The organism is Streptomyces sp. NPDC090032 (assembly GCF_044748025.1).
Classification (GTDB): domain Bacteria; phylum Actinomycetota; class Actinomycetes; order Streptomycetales; family Streptomycetaceae; genus Streptomyces.
Map to the genome: position 1 here is coordinate 229,173 of NZ_JBIVFF010000012.1, position 17,407 is coordinate 246,579.

Annotated in this window: 28 protein-coding genes; 5 read left to right on the forward strand and 23 right to left on the reverse strand. The window is 66.0% G+C overall.

Translation table 11 applies throughout. The features are described from left to right. Window positions 1-11: 11 nt before the first annotated feature. From ACIPWY_RS28890 to rpsJ, 23 genes are all read right to left on the reverse strand, one after another. Window positions 12-665 (reverse strand): adenylate kinase, encoded by a 654-nt coding sequence (locus tag ACIPWY_RS28890; protein ID WP_362904148.1) that lies wholly within the window; start codon window positions 663-665, stop codon window positions 12-14. Then, window positions 665-1,978: a preprotein translocase subunit SecY gene (gene secY / locus ACIPWY_RS28895; protein WP_362904147.1), complete on the reverse strand. Its 1,314-nt coding sequence runs from the start codon at window positions 1,976-1,978 to the stop codon at window positions 665-667. Before secY ends, ACIPWY_RS28890 begins: the two co-directional genes overlap by 1 nt. A 281-nt stretch (window positions 1,979-2,259) precedes the next feature. After that, window positions 2,260-2,715 (reverse strand): 50S ribosomal protein L15, encoded by a 456-nt coding sequence (gene rplO / locus ACIPWY_RS28900; RefSeq protein WP_100594874.1) that lies wholly within the window; start codon window positions 2,713-2,715, stop codon window positions 2,260-2,262. A 2-nt stretch (window positions 2,716-2,717) separates the two neighbouring features. Continuing rightward, window positions 2,718-2,900 (reverse strand): 50S ribosomal protein L30, encoded by a 183-nt coding sequence (rpmD, locus tag ACIPWY_RS28905; protein ID WP_041985698.1) that lies wholly within the window; start codon window positions 2,898-2,900, stop codon window positions 2,718-2,720. Continuing rightward, entirely contained in the window at window positions 2,900-3,505 is a 606-nt protein-coding gene (gene rpsE, locus ACIPWY_RS28910) for a 30S ribosomal protein S5 (protein ID WP_362904144.1), read from the reverse strand. The genes rpmD and rpsE overlap by 1 nt, the downstream gene beginning before the upstream one ends. A 42-nt stretch (window positions 3,506-3,547) precedes the next feature. Beyond that, a complete protein-coding gene (gene rplR / locus ACIPWY_RS28915; protein ID WP_100594876.1) occupies window positions 3,548-3,931 on the reverse strand; it encodes a 50S ribosomal protein L18 in 384 nt (127 codons plus the stop codon). A 3-nt stretch (window positions 3,932-3,934) separates the two neighbouring features. Beyond that, the gene (rplF, locus tag ACIPWY_RS28920) at window positions 3,935-4,474 is read right to left on the reverse strand and encodes a 50S ribosomal protein L6 (protein WP_362904142.1); all 540 of its coding nucleotides are present in this window, start codon (window positions 4,472-4,474) and stop codon (window positions 3,935-3,937) included. Between the two features lie 21 nt (window positions 4,475-4,495). Next, window positions 4,496-4,894 carry a 30S ribosomal protein S8 gene (gene rpsH, locus ACIPWY_RS28925; protein ID WP_030221010.1) on the reverse strand — a complete coding sequence of 133 codons (399 nt, stop codon included), beginning with the start codon at window positions 4,892-4,894 and terminating at the stop codon, window positions 4,496-4,498. Window positions 4,895-5,117: 223 nt separating this feature from the next. Then, window positions 5,118-5,303 (reverse strand): type Z 30S ribosomal protein S14, encoded by a 186-nt coding sequence (locus tag ACIPWY_RS28930; protein WP_003948630.1) that lies wholly within the window; start codon window positions 5,301-5,303, stop codon window positions 5,118-5,120. A gap of 5 nt (window positions 5,304-5,308) precedes the next feature. Further along, a complete protein-coding gene (rplE, locus tag ACIPWY_RS28935) occupies window positions 5,309-5,866 on the reverse strand; it encodes a 50S ribosomal protein L5 (protein ID WP_100594878.1) in 558 nt (185 codons plus the stop codon). Continuing rightward, window positions 5,866-6,189 (reverse strand): 50S ribosomal protein L24, encoded by a 324-nt coding sequence (gene rplX, locus ACIPWY_RS28940; RefSeq protein WP_100594879.1) that lies wholly within the window; start codon window positions 6,187-6,189, stop codon window positions 5,866-5,868. The genes rplE and rplX overlap by 1 nt, the downstream gene beginning before the upstream one ends. A gap of 2 nt (window positions 6,190-6,191) precedes the next feature. Further along, window positions 6,192-6,560 (reverse strand): 50S ribosomal protein L14, encoded by a 369-nt coding sequence (rplN, locus tag ACIPWY_RS28945; protein WP_003974257.1) that lies wholly within the window; start codon window positions 6,558-6,560, stop codon window positions 6,192-6,194. A gap of 128 nt (window positions 6,561-6,688) precedes the next feature. Then, window positions 6,689-6,973 (reverse strand): 30S ribosomal protein S17, encoded by a 285-nt coding sequence (gene rpsQ / locus ACIPWY_RS28950; protein ID WP_100594880.1) that lies wholly within the window; start codon window positions 6,971-6,973, stop codon window positions 6,689-6,691. After that, on the reverse strand, window positions 6,973-7,197 hold the full coding sequence (rpmC, locus tag ACIPWY_RS28955) for a 50S ribosomal protein L29 (RefSeq protein ID WP_010036720.1): 225 nt from the start codon (window positions 7,195-7,197) through the stop codon (window positions 6,973-6,975). The genes rpsQ and rpmC overlap by 1 nt, the downstream gene beginning before the upstream one ends. Continuing rightward, window positions 7,197-7,616 carry a 50S ribosomal protein L16 gene (gene rplP, locus ACIPWY_RS28960; protein ID WP_030782563.1) on the reverse strand — a complete coding sequence of 140 codons (420 nt, stop codon included), beginning with the start codon at window positions 7,614-7,616 and terminating at the stop codon, window positions 7,197-7,199. The genes rpmC and rplP overlap by 1 nt, the downstream gene beginning before the upstream one ends. A gap of 5 nt (window positions 7,617-7,621) precedes the next feature. Then, complete coding sequence (gene rpsC / locus ACIPWY_RS28965; RefSeq protein WP_362904139.1) at window positions 7,622-8,467, reverse strand: 30S ribosomal protein S3; 846 nt, start codon at window positions 8,465-8,467, stop codon at window positions 7,622-7,624. Next, the gene (gene rplV / locus ACIPWY_RS28970) at window positions 8,467-8,814 is read right to left on the reverse strand and encodes a 50S ribosomal protein L22 (RefSeq protein WP_026249422.1); all 348 of its coding nucleotides are present in this window, start codon (window positions 8,812-8,814) and stop codon (window positions 8,467-8,469) included. Before rplV ends, rpsC begins: the two co-directional genes overlap by 1 nt. A gap of 42 nt (window positions 8,815-8,856) precedes the next feature. Further along, window positions 8,857-9,138 carry a 30S ribosomal protein S19 gene (rpsS, locus tag ACIPWY_RS28975; protein WP_020132632.1) on the reverse strand — a complete coding sequence of 94 codons (282 nt, stop codon included), beginning with the start codon at window positions 9,136-9,138 and terminating at the stop codon, window positions 8,857-8,859. Window positions 9,139-9,150: 12 nt separating this feature from the next. Then, window positions 9,151-9,987 carry a 50S ribosomal protein L2 gene (rplB, locus tag ACIPWY_RS28980; protein WP_362904136.1) on the reverse strand — a complete coding sequence of 279 codons (837 nt, stop codon included), beginning with the start codon at window positions 9,985-9,987 and terminating at the stop codon, window positions 9,151-9,153. Window positions 9,988-10,026: 39 nt separating this feature from the next. Beyond that, on the reverse strand, window positions 10,027-10,443 hold the full coding sequence (gene rplW, locus ACIPWY_RS28985; RefSeq protein WP_362904134.1) for a 50S ribosomal protein L23: 417 nt from the start codon (window positions 10,441-10,443) through the stop codon (window positions 10,027-10,029). After that, window positions 10,443-11,096, reverse strand: a complete 654-nt coding sequence (rplD, locus tag ACIPWY_RS28990) for a 50S ribosomal protein L4 (RefSeq protein ID WP_362904132.1) — start codon at window positions 11,094-11,096, stop codon at window positions 10,443-10,445. The genes rplW and rplD overlap by 1 nt, the downstream gene beginning before the upstream one ends. A 7-nt stretch (window positions 11,097-11,103) precedes the next feature. Next, a complete protein-coding gene (gene rplC / locus ACIPWY_RS28995) occupies window positions 11,104-11,748 on the reverse strand; it encodes a 50S ribosomal protein L3 (protein WP_362904130.1) in 645 nt (214 codons plus the stop codon). Between the two features lie 17 nt (window positions 11,749-11,765). Continuing rightward, window positions 11,766-12,074 carry a 30S ribosomal protein S10 gene (gene rpsJ / locus ACIPWY_RS29000; RefSeq protein WP_003948644.1) on the reverse strand — a complete coding sequence of 103 codons (309 nt, stop codon included), beginning with the start codon at window positions 12,072-12,074 and terminating at the stop codon, window positions 11,766-11,768. A 579-nt stretch (window positions 12,075-12,653) separates the two neighbouring features. On the opposite strand from rpsJ, the gene ACIPWY_RS29005 reads away from it, so the two are divergent. From ACIPWY_RS29005 to ACIPWY_RS29025, 5 genes are read left to right on the forward strand one after another with little or no spacing between them, the layout of a single operon-like run. After that, window positions 12,654-13,250, forward strand: coding sequence for a hypothetical protein (locus ACIPWY_RS29005; RefSeq protein ID WP_362904128.1), 597 nt, complete (start codon window positions 12,654-12,656; stop codon window positions 13,248-13,250). Beyond that, window positions 13,247-13,918, forward strand: coding sequence for a hypothetical protein (locus ACIPWY_RS29010; protein ID WP_393703368.1), 672 nt, complete (start codon window positions 13,247-13,249; stop codon window positions 13,916-13,918). The genes ACIPWY_RS29005 and ACIPWY_RS29010 overlap by 4 nt, the downstream gene beginning before the upstream one ends. Further along, complete coding sequence (locus ACIPWY_RS29015) at window positions 13,918-15,633, forward strand: putative T7SS-secreted protein (protein WP_393703366.1); 1,716 nt, start codon at window positions 13,918-13,920, stop codon at window positions 15,631-15,633. The genes ACIPWY_RS29010 and ACIPWY_RS29015 overlap by 1 nt, the downstream gene beginning before the upstream one ends. Then, window positions 15,634-15,930 (forward strand): YrhB domain-containing protein, encoded by a 297-nt coding sequence (locus ACIPWY_RS29020; protein WP_362904123.1) that lies wholly within the window; start codon window positions 15,634-15,636, stop codon window positions 15,928-15,930. 2 nt (window positions 15,931-15,932) lie between these two features. Then, complete coding sequence (locus ACIPWY_RS29025; protein WP_393703363.1) at window positions 15,933-17,234, forward strand: YrhB domain-containing protein; 1,302 nt, start codon at window positions 15,933-15,935, stop codon at window positions 17,232-17,234. Window positions 17,235-17,407 lie beyond the last annotated feature (173 nt).

The following is a 17,407-nucleotide window of genomic DNA, read 5'->3' on the forward strand; positions in this document are numbered from 1 at the left end:
AGCGTAACGGCTTACTTGTCGCGCTTGAGGGCCTCCATGGCCCGCGCGGTCACCTCGTCGACCTGGCCGAGCGCCGAGATCGTGCGCACCAGGCCCTGGGCCCGGTAGTAGTCGATGATCGGCTCGGTCTGCGAGTGGTAGACCTCGAGCCGCTTGCGAACGGTGTCCTCGGTGTCGTCCTCGCGCTGGTACAGCTCACCGCCGCAGACGTCACAGACGCCTTCCTGCTTCGGCTGCTTGTACGACACGTGGAAGACGTGCGCGGAGTCCTTGCGGCAGATGCGGCGGCCGGCGATGCGCTTGACCACCTCGTCCTCGGGGACCTCGAGGTCCAGGACCGCGTCGAGCTTCACTTCGTCCGCCTTGAGGGCGACGTCGAGCGCCTCGGCCTGCGAGACGTTGCGAGGGAAGCCGTCGAGCAGGAAGCCGTTCACGGCGTCCGGCTGCTCCATGCGGTCCTTGGCCATCCCGATGGTGACCTCGTCCGGAACCAGGTTTCCGGCGTCCATGAACGCCTTCGCCTGCTTGCCCAGCTCCGTGCCCTGGCTGATGTTGGCACGGAAGAGGTCGCCCGTGGAGATGTGCGGAATCGACAGGTTCTTGGCAAGGAACGCGGCCTGCGTTCCCTTGCCCGCACCGGGCGGCCCGACGAGGACGATACGCATCAGCGGAGGAACCCTTCGTAATTGCGCTGCTGAAGCTGGCTCTCGATCTGCTTCACCGTTTCCAGACCGACACCCACGATGATGAGGATGCTGGTCCCGCCGAACGGGAAGTTCTGGCTTGCCCCGAAGCCAACCAACGCCATCGTCGGTACGAGAGCGATCAGACCCAGATACAGCGAACCCGGCCACGTGATCCGGTTGAGTACGTAACTCAGGTACTCAGCGGTCGGCCGGCCAGCCCGGATGCCCGGGATGAAGCCACCATACTTCTTCATGTTGTCCGCGACTTCCTCGGGGTTGAACGAGATCGCCACGTAGAAGAACGCGAAGAAAACGATCAGCAGGAAGTACGAAACGATGTAATAGGGGTGATTTCCCTTGGTCAGATGGTCGTTGATCCAGGTCTTCCACCCGGAGTTGCCTCCCGCGAACTGCGCGACGAGGGCCGGGATGTAGAGCAGCGACGAGGCGAAGATGACAGGGATCACACCCGCCTGATTGACCTTCAGCGGGATGTACGTGGACGTACCGCCGTAAGACCGGCGACCGATCATGCGCTTCGCATACTGGACAGGAATGCGGCGCTGCGCCTGCTCGACGAAGACCACCAGACCGACCATGACGAGGCCCACCAGGATCACGGCGCCGAACTCGATCCAGCCGCCGGCGAGGTCACCGGTCGTCTTGATGGTCCACAGGGCGCTCGGGAAGGTGGCGGCGATCGAGATGAACATCAGGATCGACATGCCGTTGCCGATGCCGCGGTCGGTGATGAGCTCACCGAGCCACATGACGATGGCGGTACCGGCGGTCATCGTGATGACCATCGTGATCGTCACGAAGATCGACTGGTCCGGGACGATCTGGTTCGCGACGGGGCAGCCCTGGAAGAGGGCGCCGCTGCGAGCGGTCGCGACGAGGCCGGTGCCCTGGAGGATGGCGAGCGCCACGGTCAGGTAACGGGTGTACTGCGTGATCTTCGCCGTACCCGCCTGACCCTCCTTCTTCAGGGCCTCGAGCCGCGGGATCACGACGGTGAGCAGCTGCAGGATGATGCTCGCGGTGATGTACGGCATGATGCCGAGCGCGAAGATCGTGATCTGCAGGAGCGCGCCACCACTGAACATGTTGACGAGACCGAACAGCCCCTGCGTGCCTTTGTTCGCGTCCATACATGTCTGGACGTTCGAGTAGCTGACTCCCGGGATCGGTACGTGTGTACCGACGCGGTAGATCACGATGATGCCGAGCGTGAAGAGCAGCTTCTTGCGCAGGTCGGGCGTCTTGAACGCCCGGGCGAACGCGGTGAGCACGGTGCCTCCTGCGACCCCCGCGCACGTGCGTCAGAGGTGACGGTCTTGAGGTTCGATGAGTGAAGGAATGCGTAACAGTCAAGCACCGGGTGAAGATCCGTCAGACTCGTCGCCTTCAGGACACACCGCCCGGCCCGGGGCGTCAGCCCCAGACGGATACAGCACAGTGCAGGCCACCATACCGGCGACCATGCCCCCCTTGGAACGACCAACCGGGGATGCCCCAAATATGGGGCATCCCCGGTTGGGAATCGCTCATGTCATCGAGACGTCTGAAAAGGTCAGACGAGCTCGGTGACGGTACCGCCGGCGGCGGTGATCTTCTCCTTGGCGGAGTTGGAGACGGCGTCAACCGTCACCTGCAGCGCCACGGTGAGCTCACCCTGGCCGAGCACCTTGACGAGGCTGTTCTTGCGAACGGCACCCTTGGCGACGAGACCCTCGACGGTGACCTCGCCACCCTCGGGGTACAGCGCGCTCAGCTTGTCGAGGTTCACGACCTGGAACTCGGTCTTGAACGGGTTCTTGAAGCCCTTGAGCTTCGGGAGACGCATGTGGAGGGGCATCTGGCCACCCTCGAAGCGCTCCGGAACCTGGTAACGGGCCTTCGTGCCCTTGGTACCACGACCGGCCGTCTTACCCTTCGACGCCTCACCGCGACCCACACGGGTCTTCGCGGTCTTGGCGCCCGGGGCGGGACGGAGGTTGTGGATCTTGAGCGGGTTGTTCTCCGCCATGATCAGTCGACCTCCTCGACCGTCACGAGGTGCCGCACGGTGTTAGCCATGCCGCGGAACTCGGGACGATCCTCCTTGACGACCACGTCGTTCAGGCGCTTGAGCCCGAGCGAACGCAGGGTGTCGCGGTGGTTCTGCTTGCTACCGATGTACGACTTCGTCTGCGTGATCTTGAGACGGGCCATTACGCACCCGCTCCCGCACGTGCACGAAGCAGAGCCGCGGGGGCGACGTCCTCGAGCGGCAGACCACGGCGAGCCGCGATCTCCTCGGGACGCTGCAGGCCCTTGAGGGCCGTCACGGTCGCGTGCACGATGTTGATCGCGTTGGACGAGCCGAGCGACTTCGACAGAATGTCGTGAACGCCGGCGCACTCGAGCACAGCACGCACCGGGCCACCGGCGATAACGCCGGTACCGGGGGCAGCAGGCTTGAGCAGGACGACGCCCGCAGCCTTCTCGCCCGTGATCGGGTGCGGGATGGTGCCCTGGATACGGGGGACCTTGAAGAAGTGCTTCTTGGCCTCCTCAACACCCTTGGCGATGGCGGCCGGCACCTCCTTGGCCTTGCCGTAACCAACACCGACGGTGCCGTCACCATCGCCTACCACGACGAGCGCGGTGAAGCTGAAGCGACGACCACCCTTCACAACCTTGGCGACGCGGTTGATCGCGACAACGCGCTCAACGTACGCGGTCTTCTCGGCGGCAGCAGCGCCACCGTCGCGACCCTTCCGGTCCCGCCGCTCGCCGCCACCGGCACCGCTTCCGCGGCGCTGGGGTCCAGCCATTGGAATTACCTCTCTTCGTTTTCCGCTAGCTACGGAACCGGATCAGAACTTCAGACCGGCTTCGCGGGCGGCGTCCGCCAGAGCGGCGATGCGCCCGGCGTACTGGTTACCACCACGGTCGAACACGACAGCCTCGACGCCCGCGGCCTTGGCACGCTCGGCGACCAGGGCGCCGACCTTGCCGGCCTGCGCGGACTTGTCGGCCTCGACACCACGGATCGAGGTGTCCAGGGTCGACGCCGACGCGAGGGTGTGACCCTTAACGTCGTCGATGACCTGGGCCACGATGTGGCGGTTCGAGCGCGTCACGACCAGGCGCGGACGCTCGGCCGTACCCGAAACATGCTTCCGGATACGAATGTGACGCCGCTTGATGGCAGCACGCTTGTAAGCGTCGCCCTTAGCAATCTTGACACCGTATGCCATGGCTTACTTACCCGCCTTTCCGACCTTGCGGCGGATGACTTCGCCTTCGTACTTGACGCCCTTGGCCTTGTACGGGTCGGGCTTGCGCAGCTTGCGGATGTTGGCCGCAACCTCGCCGACCTTCTGCTTGTCGATGCCCTCGACCGAGAACTTGGTCGGCGACTCGACCTTGAACGAGATGCCCTCGGGCGCCTCGATCAGGATCGGGTGGCTGTAGCCGAGCGAGAACTCCAGGTTGGAGCCCTTCGCCAGGACGCGGTAACCGACACCGCTGATCTCGAGCTTCTTCACGTAACCCTGGGTCACGCCGGTGATCATGTTCGCCACCAGCGTGCGGGACAGGCCGTGGAGGGCCTTGTTCTGACGCTCGTCGTTCGGGCGGGTGACGTTCAGAACGCCGTCCTCGCCCTTAGCGATGTCGATCGGCGCCACGACGGTGTGCGAGAGGGAACCCTTGGGGCCCTTCACCGCGACCGTACGGCCGTCGATGGTGACGTCCACGCCGGCGGGAACCGTGATGGGGAGCTTGCCAATACGCGACATTAGCTTTTCCTCCGTTCCCGACTACCAGACGTAGGCGAGGACTTCCCCACCTACGCCCTTCTTGCCTGCCTGCTGGCCGGTCAGAAGACCGTGCGACGTGGAGATGATCGCCACGCCGAGGCCACCGAGGACCTTGGGCAGGTTGGTGGACTTCGCGTAAACCCGGAGACCGGGCTTGGAGATCCGCTTGATGCCCGCAATGGAGCGCTCACGGTTCGGGCCGAACTTGAGCTCGAGGACGAGGTTCTTGCCAACCTCGGCGTCCTCGGTCTTCCAGCCCGTGATGAAGCCCTCCTGCTGGAGGATCTCCGCGATGTGAGACTTGATCTTGCTGTGCGGCATCGCCACGGTGTCGTGGTACGCCGAGTTCGCGTTACGCAGACGAGTCAGCATGTCCGCGATCGGATCAGTCATGGTCATGAATTGGCCTTCGGCCTCTCTCGCCGGGGTTTCCTGTATGCGCCATCCCTCTCCCCACACAGAGGCGGGACGGGTGCGGTGCGGGGACCTACGGCGTAGTAAGTCGGTATGGGCGGCGGGCGCCCAACCCCACAAGCCTACGGCATGTGAGGGAGGGCTCCCGCCGACCAAATACTTACCGAGAGCGTCCGGTAATTCCCAAGTCCCTAAGGACGAAGGGGGATTACCAGGAGCTCTTGGTCACGCCCGGCAGCTCGCCACGGTGAGCCATCTCACGAAGGCACACGCGGCACAGGCCGAACTTGCGGTACACGGAGTGCGGGCGGCCGCAGCGCTGGCAGCGGGTGTAGCCACGCACACCGAACTTGGGCTTACGAGCAGCCTTGGCAATAAGAGCCTTCTTCGCCATCTCGGTTACGCCTCCTTGAAGGGGAAGCCGAGGTGACGGAGAAGGGCGCGGCCCTCAGCGTCGTTGGTCGCCGTGGTGACCACGGTGATGTCCATACCCCGGACGCGGTCGATCTTGTCCTGGTCGATCTCGTGGAACATGACCTGCTCCGTGAGACCGAAGGTGTAGTTGCCACGGCCGTCGAACTGCTTGGGAGACAGACCACGGAAGTCGCGGATGCGCGGAAGCGCGAGCGACAGGGTGCGGTCCAGGAACTCCCACATGCGGTCGCCACGGAGCGTGACGTGGGCACCGATCGGCTGACCCTCGCGCAGCTTGAACTGCGCGATGGACTTGCGGGCCTTGGTGATGGCCGGCTTCTGACCGGTGATCGTGGTCAGGTCACGGACGGCACCGTCCATGAGCTTCGAGTCACGGGCGGCGTCGCCGACACCCATGTTGACCACAATCTTGACGAGGCCCGGGGTCTGCATGACGTTCTCGTAGGAGAACTCTTCCTGCAGCTTGCCCGCGATCTCCTCGCGGTACTTCGTCTTGAGACGCGGAGTCGTGGTGGTAGCCATCAGATGTCCTCACCCGTCCGCTTGGCAACGCGAACCTTGTTGCCCTCGTCGTCGAAGCGGTAACCGACACGCGTGACGACCTTGTTGCCGTCCTTCTCCACGACGAGCTGAACGTTGCTCACGTGGACAGGGGCCTCGGTCGTGACGATGCCACCGGCCTGCGAACCGCTGGCGGTGGGGCCGGCCTTGGTGTGCTTCTTGACCCGGTTGACACCCTCGACCAGGACGCGGTCCTCGCGGGGGAAGGCCGCGATGACCTTGCCCTGCTTGCCCTTGTCCTTACCGGTGATGACCTGTACCAGGTCGCCCTTCTTGATCTTCATGCTTACAGCACCTCCGGCGCGAGCGAGATGATCTTCATGAACTTCTTCTCGCGCAGCTCACGGCCCACCGGGCCGAAGATACGGGTGCCGCGAGGGTCGCCGTCGTTCTTCAGAATGACGGCGGCGTTCTCGTCGAAGCGGATGTACGAGCCGTCCGGACGGCGGCGCTCCTTGACGGTGCGAACGATGACGGCCTTGACGACGTCACCCTTCTTCACGTTGCCACCGGGGATCGCGTCCTTGACGGTGGCGACGATGACGTCACCGATGCCCGCGTAGCGGCGACCCGAGCCACCGAGAACACGGATGGTGAGAATTTCCTTCGCACCCGTGTTGTCGGCGACGCGCAGTCGCGACTCCTGCTGGATCACGTCTATCTCCTGATTGTCTGCCGGTTCCCCCGGGGCAGTTCAGCGAACTGCCCCGGGAGCCTGGCGGAACGAACCCTGAGGGATACCCCTCAGAGCTGTACTTGTTGGAATTCCCTTGCGGGAATTGCCTACTTGGCCTTCTCGAGGATCTCGACGATGCGCCAGCGCTTGGTCGCCGACAGCGGACGCGTCTCCATGATGAGGACGCGGTCGCCGACGCCGGCAGCGTTCTGCTCGTCGTGCGCCTTGAGCTTGTTCGTACGGCGGATGACCTTGCCGTACAGCGCGTGCTTGACGCGGTCCTCGACAGCGACGACGACGGTCTTGTCCATCTTGTCGCTGACGACCAGACCCTCACGGGTCTTGCGGAAGCCGCGGGCGGCAGTCTCTTCAGTCACGTTGCTCTCGCTCATCAGGCGCTCTCCACCGTCTCGATGCCCAGCTCGCGCTCACGCATCAGGGTGTAGATCCGCGCGATGTCCTTACGGACGGCCTTCAGCCGACCGTGGTTCTCGAGCTGACCGGTCGCCGCCTGGAAACGGAGGTTGAACAGCTCTTCCTTGGCCTCGCGGAGCTTGTTGAGGAGCTCCTCGTTGCCCAGTTCGCGCAGCTCGGACGCCTTGGTACCGGCCGACATCACGACTCACCTGCCTCGCGCCGAACAATCCGGCACTTCATCGGAAGCTTGTGAGCAGCGCGGGTAAGCGCCTCACGCGCAATCTTCTCGTTCGGGTAGGACAGCTCGAACATCACCCGACCCGGGTGAACGTTCGCGACCCACCACTCGGGGGAACCCTTACCGGAACCCATGCGGGTCTCGGCGGGCTTCTTCGTGAGGGGGCGGTCCGGATAGATGTTGATCCAGACCTTGCCGCCACGCTTGATGTGGCGGGTCATCGCGATACGAGCCGCCTCGATCTGGCGGTTGGTCACGTACGCCGGCGTGAGGGCCTGAATGCCGTACTCGCCGAACGCAACCGTCGTACCACCCTTGGCCTGACCGCGGCGCTTGGGGTGGTGCTGCTTGCGGTGCTTGACCCTACGGGGGATCAGCATTTCGGTCAGGCCTCCGTTCCGGTGCTCTCAGCCGGAGCGGCAGCGGCGGCGGGAGCGTCGGCCTTGGGGGCCTCGGCAGCCGGCGCGGACTGCTGCTGCGGCTTGCGGCCGCGGCCGCCCCGCTCGCCACCACGACCACCGCGGCCACCGGCCGGACGGTCGTTGCCGCCACGGGCCGGGCGGTTACCCGCACGGGCAGCGGCGTTCTCGGCGCGGACCTCGGCGATGTTCTTGACGTCGCCCTTGTAGATCCAGACCTTCACACCGATACGGCCGAAGGTCGTCTTGGCCTCGAAGAAGCCGTAGTCGACGTTCGCGCGGAGCGTGTGCAGGGGCACGCGGCCCTCGCGGTAGAACTCCGAGCGGGACATCTCGGCGCCGCCGAGACGGCCACCACACTGGATCTTGATGCCCTTCGCGCCGGCCTTCATCGCCGTCTGCATGCTCTTACGCATGGCGCGACGGAAGGAGACGCGGGAGGACAGCTGCTCGGCAACGGCCTGAGCAACCAGCTGAGCGTCCGTCTCGGGGTTCTTGACCTCGAGGATGTTCAGCTGGACCTGCTTGCCCGTGAGCTTCTCGAGGTCACCGCGGATGCGGTCGGCCTCGGCGCCACGGCGGCCGATGACGATGCCCGGACGAGCGGTGTGGATGTCCACACGCACGCGGTCACGGGTGCGCTCGATCTCAACCTTCGAGATACCGGCGCGCTCCATGCCGGAGGTCATCATGCGACGGATGGCTACGTCTTCCTTGACGTAGTCCTTGTACAGCTTGTCGGCGTACCAACGGGACTTGAAGTCCGTGGTGATACCGAGCCGGAACCCGTGCGGGTTTACCTTCTGGCCCATTACCGGGTTCCTTCCTTGCTGCTGACGACCACGGTGATGTGGCTGGTCCGCTTACGGATCCGGTAGGCACGGCCCTGAGCACGCGGACGGAACCGCTTCAGGGTCGGGCCCTCATCCACGTACGCCTCGCTGATGACCAGCGAATTGGCGTCGGTGTGGTCGTAGTTGTGTGCAGCGTTGGCGATGGCGCTGTCCAGCACCTTGCCAACCGGCACGCTCGCGGCCTGCGGGGCGAAACGCAGGACCGCCTGAGCCTCCGTGGCATCCATGCCACGGATGAGGTCCACCACGCGGCGGGCCTTCATGGGCGTGACGCGGATGTACCGCGCCTGGGCCCTGGCTTCCATGGTTGTCCCTTCAGTGTTCGTCATAGTCGATTCCACCCCGCGTTAGCGGCGCTTCGACTTCCGGTCGTCCTTGACGTGACCCCGGAAGGTGCGCGTCGGCGAGAACTCGCCGAGCTTGTGGCCGACCATCGACTCGGTGACGAACACCGGGATGTGGGTCTTGCCGTTGTGCACCGCGATCGTGTGGCCCAGCATGGCCGGGATGATCATCGAGCGACGGGACCAGGTCTTGATGACGTTCTTGGAACCGGCTTCGTTCTGAGCGTCCACCTTCTTTACGAGGTGGCCGTCAACGAAGGGTCCCTTCTTGAGACTGCGCGGCATCTAAACCCGCTCCTAGCGCTTCTTGTTCGTCTTGCGGCGGCGGACGATGTACTTGTTCGAAGCCTTCTTCGGCGAACGAGTACGACCCTCCTTCTGACCCCACGGGGAGACCGGGTGGCGACCACCGGAGGTCTTGCCCTCACCACCACCGTGCGGGTGGTCAACCGGGTTCATCGCCACACCGCGAACGGTCGGACGAACGCCGAGCCAGCGCTTGCGGCCGGCCTTGCCCCAGTTGATGTTCGACTGCTCGGCGTTGCCGACCTCGCCGATCGTGGCGCGGCAGCGGGCGTCGACCAGGCGAATTTCGCCGGACGGCATACGAAGGTGGGCCATCGTGCCCTCCTTCGCCAGCAGCTGCACCGAGGCACCGGCGGAGCGGGCGAACTTGGCACCGCCACCGGGACGGAGCTCGATCGCGTGGATCGTGGTACCGACCGGGATGTTGCGGAGCGCCAGGTTGTTGCCCGGCTTGATGTCGGCCCCAGGACCGTTCTCGACGCGGTCACCCTGCGACAGGCCACGCGGAGCGACGATGTAACGCTTCTCGCCGTCGGCGTAGTGCAGCAGCGCGATGCGCGCGGTGCGGTTGGGGTCGTACTCGATGTGCGCGACCTTCGCCGGCACGCCGTCCTTGTCGTGACGACGGAAGTCGATCACTCGGTAGGCGCGCTTGTGTCCGCCACCCTGGTGGCGAACGGTCACACGACCGGCGTTGTTACGGCCGCCCTTGCTGTGCAGCGGGCGGACCAGCGACTTCTCCGGCGTGGACCGCGTGACCTCGACGAAGTCGGCAACGCTGGAGCCACGACGGCCCGGCGTAGTCGGCTTGTACTTGCGGATTCCCATTTCTCAGTCCTCGTCCGATATTCGGACCAGGGCACTCCGTTAGGAGGCCTGGCCGAAGATGTCGATACGGTCGCCCTCAGCGAGGGTCACGATCGCGCGCTTGCTGTCCGCACGCTTGCCGAAGCCCGTCTTGGTCCGCTTGCGCTTGCCCTGACGGTTGATCGTGTTGACTCCGGTGACCTTGACCGAGAAGACCGCCTGGACGGCCTGCTTGATCTGGGTCTTGTTGGCCCGCGGGTCCACGACGAAGGTGTACTTGCCCTCGTCGAGAAGCGCGTAGCTCTTCTCGGAGACGACCGGCTTGAGGAGGACGTCACGGGGATCCGTGAAGCTCTTGCTCAGCGGCGTCTCGACAGTGTTCTTGCCCTCGGCCTCGTGGCGCTTCGCCTTGGCGACGCGCGCGGCCTTGGCGGCCTTGGCCGCCTTGGGGGCAATGCTCGGGTGACGCGTAGCCATCAGGCTTCGCTCCCTTCGGTGTCAGCGGCCTTGGGGCCAGACACGAAGGACTCGAAAGCGGCCTGGGTGAAGACCACGTCGTCCGAGACGAGAACGTCGTACGTGTTCAGCTGGCCCGGCTCCAGGATGTGGACCTGGGGCAGGTTGCGAGCGGAGAGCAGCGCGGCCTCGTCGGCACGGTCGATCACCAGGAGCAGGTTCTTGCGCTCCGAGATCTTGCCGAGCAGCGACTTGGCGGCCTTGGTGGAGACTCCGCCGTCGACCACGCCGGTGACGACGTGGATGCGAGCGTTGCGGGCCCGGTCGGTGAGGGCGTGGCGCAGGGCCGCGGCCTTCATCTTCTTGGGCGTCCGCTGCGAGTAGTCACGCGGCTGCGGGCCGTGGACGACGCCACCGCCGGCGAACTGCGGCGCGCGGGTCGAACCCTGGCGCGCACGGCCGGTGCCCTTCTGGCGGTAAGGCTTGCGCCCACCACCGCGGACCTCGCCGCGACGCTTGGTCTTGTGCGTGCCCTGACGGGCAGCGGCCAGCTGTGCGACGACGACCTGGTGGAGAAGCGGGATGCTGATCTTCTCTACGTCGAAGATCTCCGCGGGGAGCTCGACCGTCCCGGCCTTGTCGCCTGCCGGCGAAAGGATGTCAATGGTGCTCATCGGTTCCTCAAACCCCCTTGGCCGCAGTACGGACCAGGACGAGGCCACCGTTCGGACCGGGAACTGCGCCCTTGATGAGGAGCAGGCCCTTCTCCGCGTCAACGGCGTGAACGGTCAGGTTCTGGGTGGTGACCCGCTCGTTGCCCATGCGACCCGCCATGCGCATGCCCTTGAAGACACGGCCGGGGGTGGCACAGCCACCGATGGAACCGGGCATACGGTGCACACGGTGGGCACCGTGCGACGCCTTGCCACCCTTGAAGTTGTGGCGCTTCATGACACCGGCGAAGCCCTTGCCCTTGCTCTTCGCGGTGACGTCAACCTTGACGCCCGACTCGAAGACCTCGGCAGTGATCTCCTGGCCCAGCGTGTACTCGCTGGCGCCGGAGGTACGGAGCTCCACCAGGTGGCGGCGCGGGGTTACGTCGGCCTTGGCGAAGTGGCCCTTGAGGGGCTTGTTCACCTTGCGCGGGTCGATCTCGCCGAAGGCGATCTGGACCGACTCGTAGCCGTCGATGTCGTTCGTACGGACCTGGGTCACGACGTTCGGACCGGCCTTGACCACGGTGACCGGGACGACACGGTTGTTGTCGTCCCAGACCTGGGTCATGCCGAGCTTCTCGCCCAGGATGCCCTTGATCTGCTTAGCCATTCTCAGCTCACCGATCCCTAGAGCTTGATCTCGATGTCGACACCGGCCGGAAGGTCGAGTCGCATCAGAGAGTCAACGGTCTTGGGCGTCGGGTCGAGAATGTCGATCAGGCGCTTGTGCGTGCGCATCTCGAAGTGCTCGCGAGAGTCCTTGTACTTGTGCGGCGACTTGATGACGCAGTACACGTTCTTCTCAGTGGGCAGCGGCACCGGGCCTGCGACCGACGCACCAGTGCGGGTCACCGTCTCGACGATCTTCTTCGCCGAGCTGTCGATGACCTCGTGGTCGTAGGCCTTAAGCCGGATGCGGATCTTCTGTCCCGCCATGGCTACTAGTAGTCCTGTCTCTCGAAACGCTCTGGAACCTGGCAGGTCCTATTCCGTCCTCCTCCGACCCACGCGGTCGGGCGTGTCGCAGTCTCACTGACAGAAATTTCCATACGGATTTCCCTGCTCGGGAGCTGCAGCCCTGGGACCGCGAAGCCGGGGGAAGAAACCCACCGGGCGCCTGGCTGAACGACCTCGCTGCACTTCCCGGAAGATTCCCGTACGTCCGCCCTAGCGCTGCCTGCAGATCTTTCGACCTTCTGGCAGATGGGGCGACGAGTACTGTGGGACTCGCTTCCGGTCCTCCCGGCGGGAGGCGCGCAGCATCGGCACTCAACCGAGCAACCCCGACAGTCTGCCACAGAGCGCCTGCGCCTGGCCAATCGAGCCGTAGAGATTACCCCTGGGGTGACGAAGGTCAAACCGGGTGGCCCGCGCGCCGCCGACTGGGCACCGATGACCCCGTGTCTGTCGCCGCTCTCACCGGATCGGAATGCCCGTTCCCTTTCAGGCCTTGGCCCGGCCGGAACACACTGCGCGTGTTGCGTAGGGCGGATTCCGGTTGTGATGATGTGCGCCATGTCTGAGCACGGGGGCGAGGCGGCCCAACCGCCACGGACCAGCATTCCGAGATCACGACTGGCGGACTACGCGGATATGGCGGGGGTGTCGAGCGGTGCCGCAGACGGCACGGACGGGCAACCACGCGAGCCGCAGCCCCGCGGCGAGGCAGAGCCCCCAGCGCCACCGCCTCCCGCCGACCCGGTTCTCGACGGCCCCGAGGTCGCGGCCCGCAAGCGGAGCTTCGGCGCGCTACTGGGCGAGTTCCGACGCACGCCGGTTCTGGTGCCGTTGGGCGAGGGTCCCGGTCCCGATGACGAACGCGGGATGCTGACGGCTGACCTGAACGGCATCCGGTTCATCCTCGCCTTCACCGACGAGCAGGCATTGGCCCGGTACGCGCGGGAGCGGGGTGCTTACCAGCGCGAGTGGACCTACCAGACCGTGCTGGGCGCACGCCTGCTGGACGTGGCGGTGCCCGCCGCCGGGGTTCCCTGCGGGGTGGCACTGGACTGTGCGGACGGCCCGGACGGCATGGTCTTCCCGCCCGTGATGGGCATCGTGCCGGACGAGGTGGCGGTGGATGCCGACGAGCACACAGAGGGCGCGGCATGACGGGGACGGGCGGCAAGGACCTTGAGACCGGCGGTCTGGCTCTCATCGCGAAAGGGCTGACTGAGGCCCTCGGCGAGCTGAAGGAGCTGGGCATGGTCGGCGAGGCCGGGGCCGGGCGCGGCTTCGGCGATCTTGCCCTGTCCGGCCTCGAGTTGGGTGAACAAGGAGTGACGGACGCGCTCTCCTCGTTCTGCGAACGCTGGGAGTGGGGCGTGCGAGCTCTGATCAACGAGGGCAACAGCTTCGCGCAGGGCGTGGGGCTCTCGGCCGGTACGTACTACGAGACGGATCAGTACGTCGAGGGCGCTCTGAAGGTCGGGGCGAACTCTCTGATGGGCAACCCTTACGCGTCCGAGGACGACATCACCAAGATGAGCTGGGGCCAGCTGGCCGAGAACAACTCCTTCGCACACGCGGACTACAGCAAGGAGTCCTTCGAGACGGCCATGGCCAACAGCGCGCAGGGCTGGAAGGACGCCGGCCGCGACATCGCGACCTCCCACACCGCGGGTCCTCTGGGCCTCAACCCCGAGAACGTGCACAGCGCCGCCGGTGTCTCCGACGCCGAGTACGACAAGTGGCTCGACGACACCTTCGGCCCCTCTCCCGAAGCTCGCGCCAAGGCCGCCGAACAGCAGCAGGGAGTGCCGGGCGGGGGTGCCGGCTGATGGGTGTCTTCGGCGACATCAAGGACGGGCTCAACGACGGCCTCGGGGCCATTGAGGACGGCATCGACTCCGGCAAGAAGGCTCTGGGCCACGGCGTCGACTGGGCCACGAACGAGGTCGGAGACGGCCTCGACCACGTAGGCCTGCACGGCGCAGCCGACGCCGTGCAGGACTGGGGCGACGGCGTGGCCTCCGACCTGGGCGCCACCCCCGGCGAGCAGCAACTCGGCCAGACCGAGGACGCAGACGAACTCGTCCACGGCAAACCGGAGAAGATCCGGGAGAGCGCCAAGCACCTCAAGGACTTCCACACCGCCTTCGACCGCGTCGGCCAGGGCATGAAGAAGCTCGACTCCTCCCACTGGAGAGGCGAGGGCGGCGACAGCTTCCGCAAGAAGTTCGAGATGCACCCGACCAAGTGGCTGCACGCCTCCGACGCCTGCGAGTCGGCAGCCCAGGCGCTCGACTCGTATGCGGGGACAGTCAAGTGGGCGCAGGAGCAGGCCAAGGAAGCCATCGAGCTGTACAAGAAGGGCAAGAACGCCTCCGAGGAAGCCGTGGAGGCGTACAACAAGCGCGTCGACGCCTACAAGGCCAAGATCAAGGCCGATCAGGACCCCGGCCCCGCCCTTGAGCCCTTCCACGACCCCGGCAAGGCCGACATCAAGGCGGCCAGGGAGAAGCTGGCGGAGGCCCGCAAGCAGCGCAACACGGCTGCCTCCACTGCGGAGACCAAGGTCAAGGCGGCACTCGCCCACGCCCCGGCCGAGCCTCCGCCCCTGAGCCGCCTCGGCAACAACGTCACCGATGGCTATCAGGCCTACAACACGGAACTCACCCACGTCGTCGGCGGCGCCCTCAAGGGCACCGCGGGCCTGCTCAACTTCGCCCGCGGCCTCAACCCCACCGACCCCTACAACCTCACCCACCCCGCCGAGTACATGCAGAACGTCTCCATGACGCTCTCCGGGCTCACGTCCACGGCGGCACACCCCGAGCGGGTGGTGCAGGCGGCGGTGGACGGCTTCAAGAAGGACCCGTCCGAATTCTTCGGTCGCCTCATCCCGGAAGTCGTCGGCACCAAGGGCGCGGGGCTTGCCCGCGGCGGACTGCGCCTGGGTGTGAAGGAAGGAATGGAGACCGCGGCGTCGAACATGGCGTCCAAGGGACTGAAGTACGGCGACGACGCGGTCGGGGCGGCACCGAAGAACTTCAGCGATCTGGCGCGCAGTACCGAGCATGTGAAAGAGAAAGCAATTCACCATGACTCGGTGGACCCGCACAAGGCCCAGGAATTCCTGGACTCGGAGTATCCGTGGCTGAAGGACGTCAACAACCGGTGGGAGGACGGATACACCCAGAACTGCGCGCACACCACGGTCACGGTCGACCGTCGCCTCGACGGCGTCGACGTCAGTGCGGCACCCCGGCAGGGACCGGGCCACCTGGACGTGGAGCAGCTGGGCGTCAAGGATCCGTCGACCGCCTGGCACCGGGCCGACAGCTACGATGACGTGATTCGCGATCTCCAGGCCAGGGGCGAGGGTTCGAGAAGTGCCGTCTTCATCGGCCGCGGGGACTCCGGACACTTCTTCAACGCGGTGAACACCGAGCACGGGGTGGTGTTCCTCGACGGCCAGAGCGGAAAGCTCGGAATGCTGGAGAGCGACGCGAAGGAAATCATGCACGTCCCGTACAGAAATGGGGCTCCATAAATGCTGAGTAGAGCCGAAGCCGTGGAAACGGCGGCCGCGCTCCTCGGAAGGGTTTATCCGGAGAAAGCGGATTCCCTGGTAATGCTTCCGGAGAAGTGTGTCGAGTACCCCTATGGCTGGGCCGTCCGCTTCGACTTCAAGGAACACATCGAGTCCGGTGACTGGCTGCAGTCACCGGTCACCAGCGTCGTCATCGTCCCGCACGACGGCGGCAAGGCCCATTTCCCGCCCAGCGTCTTCCCGGTGGCGGACTACATGAACCGGCGCGCCTCGGGCGACTGGCCGCCCAAGGAGTGAAGGTGACAAGTCCTGCTGAGCGGGCCGCGACCTGGCTGAACCAGGTCTACCGAGGCCTGGTGGAGCTCGCCGCCCCCCACCCCGTACACGAGTCCCCTACCGCCTGGCTGATGGCCTGCCGCACCCTTGCGCAGCCCGGCTACCCGGACACCCCCATGCTCGCCGCCTCGGTCGTCGTGCCCAAGGACGGGAGCTCTCCGTTCCATCCGGCGCCGAGCGCCCCGTTCGCGGACCTCGCGCCCGCCGCGTCGTACGACGAGGCACTGACCCGGGTACAGAACCAGCCGCGCCGGATCAATGCACGCGGTTGCCTGGTGACGCTGAACGCGATGATCGGCGGCGCGCCGTCGACGGCGCTTCCCTGGCAGCCGTCCGACGAGGCCCCGGGCTGGTGGAACAGGCTGCACCGCCGGTACTTCCCCGAGTTCGAGCCGGTGCCGGTGAACAGCTGGGACGATGCCGTCAAGGCGATCGCCGAGACCGGCCCCGACACCCGGGGCGTGGTGTGGGTACGGCGCGAGATCGGCGGGTACGAGGCGTCGGGGCACCTGGTCTACGCCCACAACAACAAGGGCCGCGTCGTCTTTCTCGACGGCCTGACGTCCTCGCTGGCGCAGCTGGACTCGGCCGGCGTGCGTGAGCTGGTTCTCGTACGCGCCGCGCCGGGATCGTCCGCTCCCCGCCGCGCGCCCTGGGAGCGTGAGGCGTACGGCTTCGAGGCGGCGTGCGGCAAGGCACAGCAGTGGCTGGACAGCACGTACGGCGGCGAGGTGGAGCTGGTCGAGCCCGGGCCCGGTGACGAGACCCAGCGCGGCTGGGTGTTCTCCTGCGACGGTCGGCGCCACCTGCGCGAGGGCCGCTGGCAGGACACACTGCTGGACGCGTCAGTGGTCGTCCCCAAAGACGCGGACGCGCCCTTCCACCTGCCCAACTCCTCCCCGTGGGCCTGGCTGGCCCATTGGGACCAAGGCGGCACGCCGGGAACGGGATCGTTCCCGCCACCGCCCGCGCCCGGACGCGCGTACTGGTTCGAGCCGACACTGGCCGATCTCGGCCCCGTCCTGTCCACTTCCGACCATCAGACCTGGCAGTCGGCGGTGGACGAACTCACGTCGTTCCCGGCGGGCTCACGCGCCCTGATCTGGGTGCGCCGCACGGACGGCCGCGGCAGGGAGGCGGTGGGCTGGCTGGTCTCGGCGCTGACCACGGAGACGGGCACAATCTTGGTCGACGGCTCATCGGACGAGCCGGTCGCGATGGACTCGACGGGGGTACGGGCCTTGCACGTGATCCGGTACCGCTGACGACGGGACCAGCAGGCACGCCCCTCGTGGAACACCGGCGCCGAGGCCTTGATGTCCGCGGTATGGAACGGCAACAGGCCTGTGGAGCAGAGGAGCCAGCACGACGGGCGGCCATTCCCACCGGGCTCGCCACGTGGGCGGCTGAGGGCTGCGTCAGTTCCCCGGCGCGTACG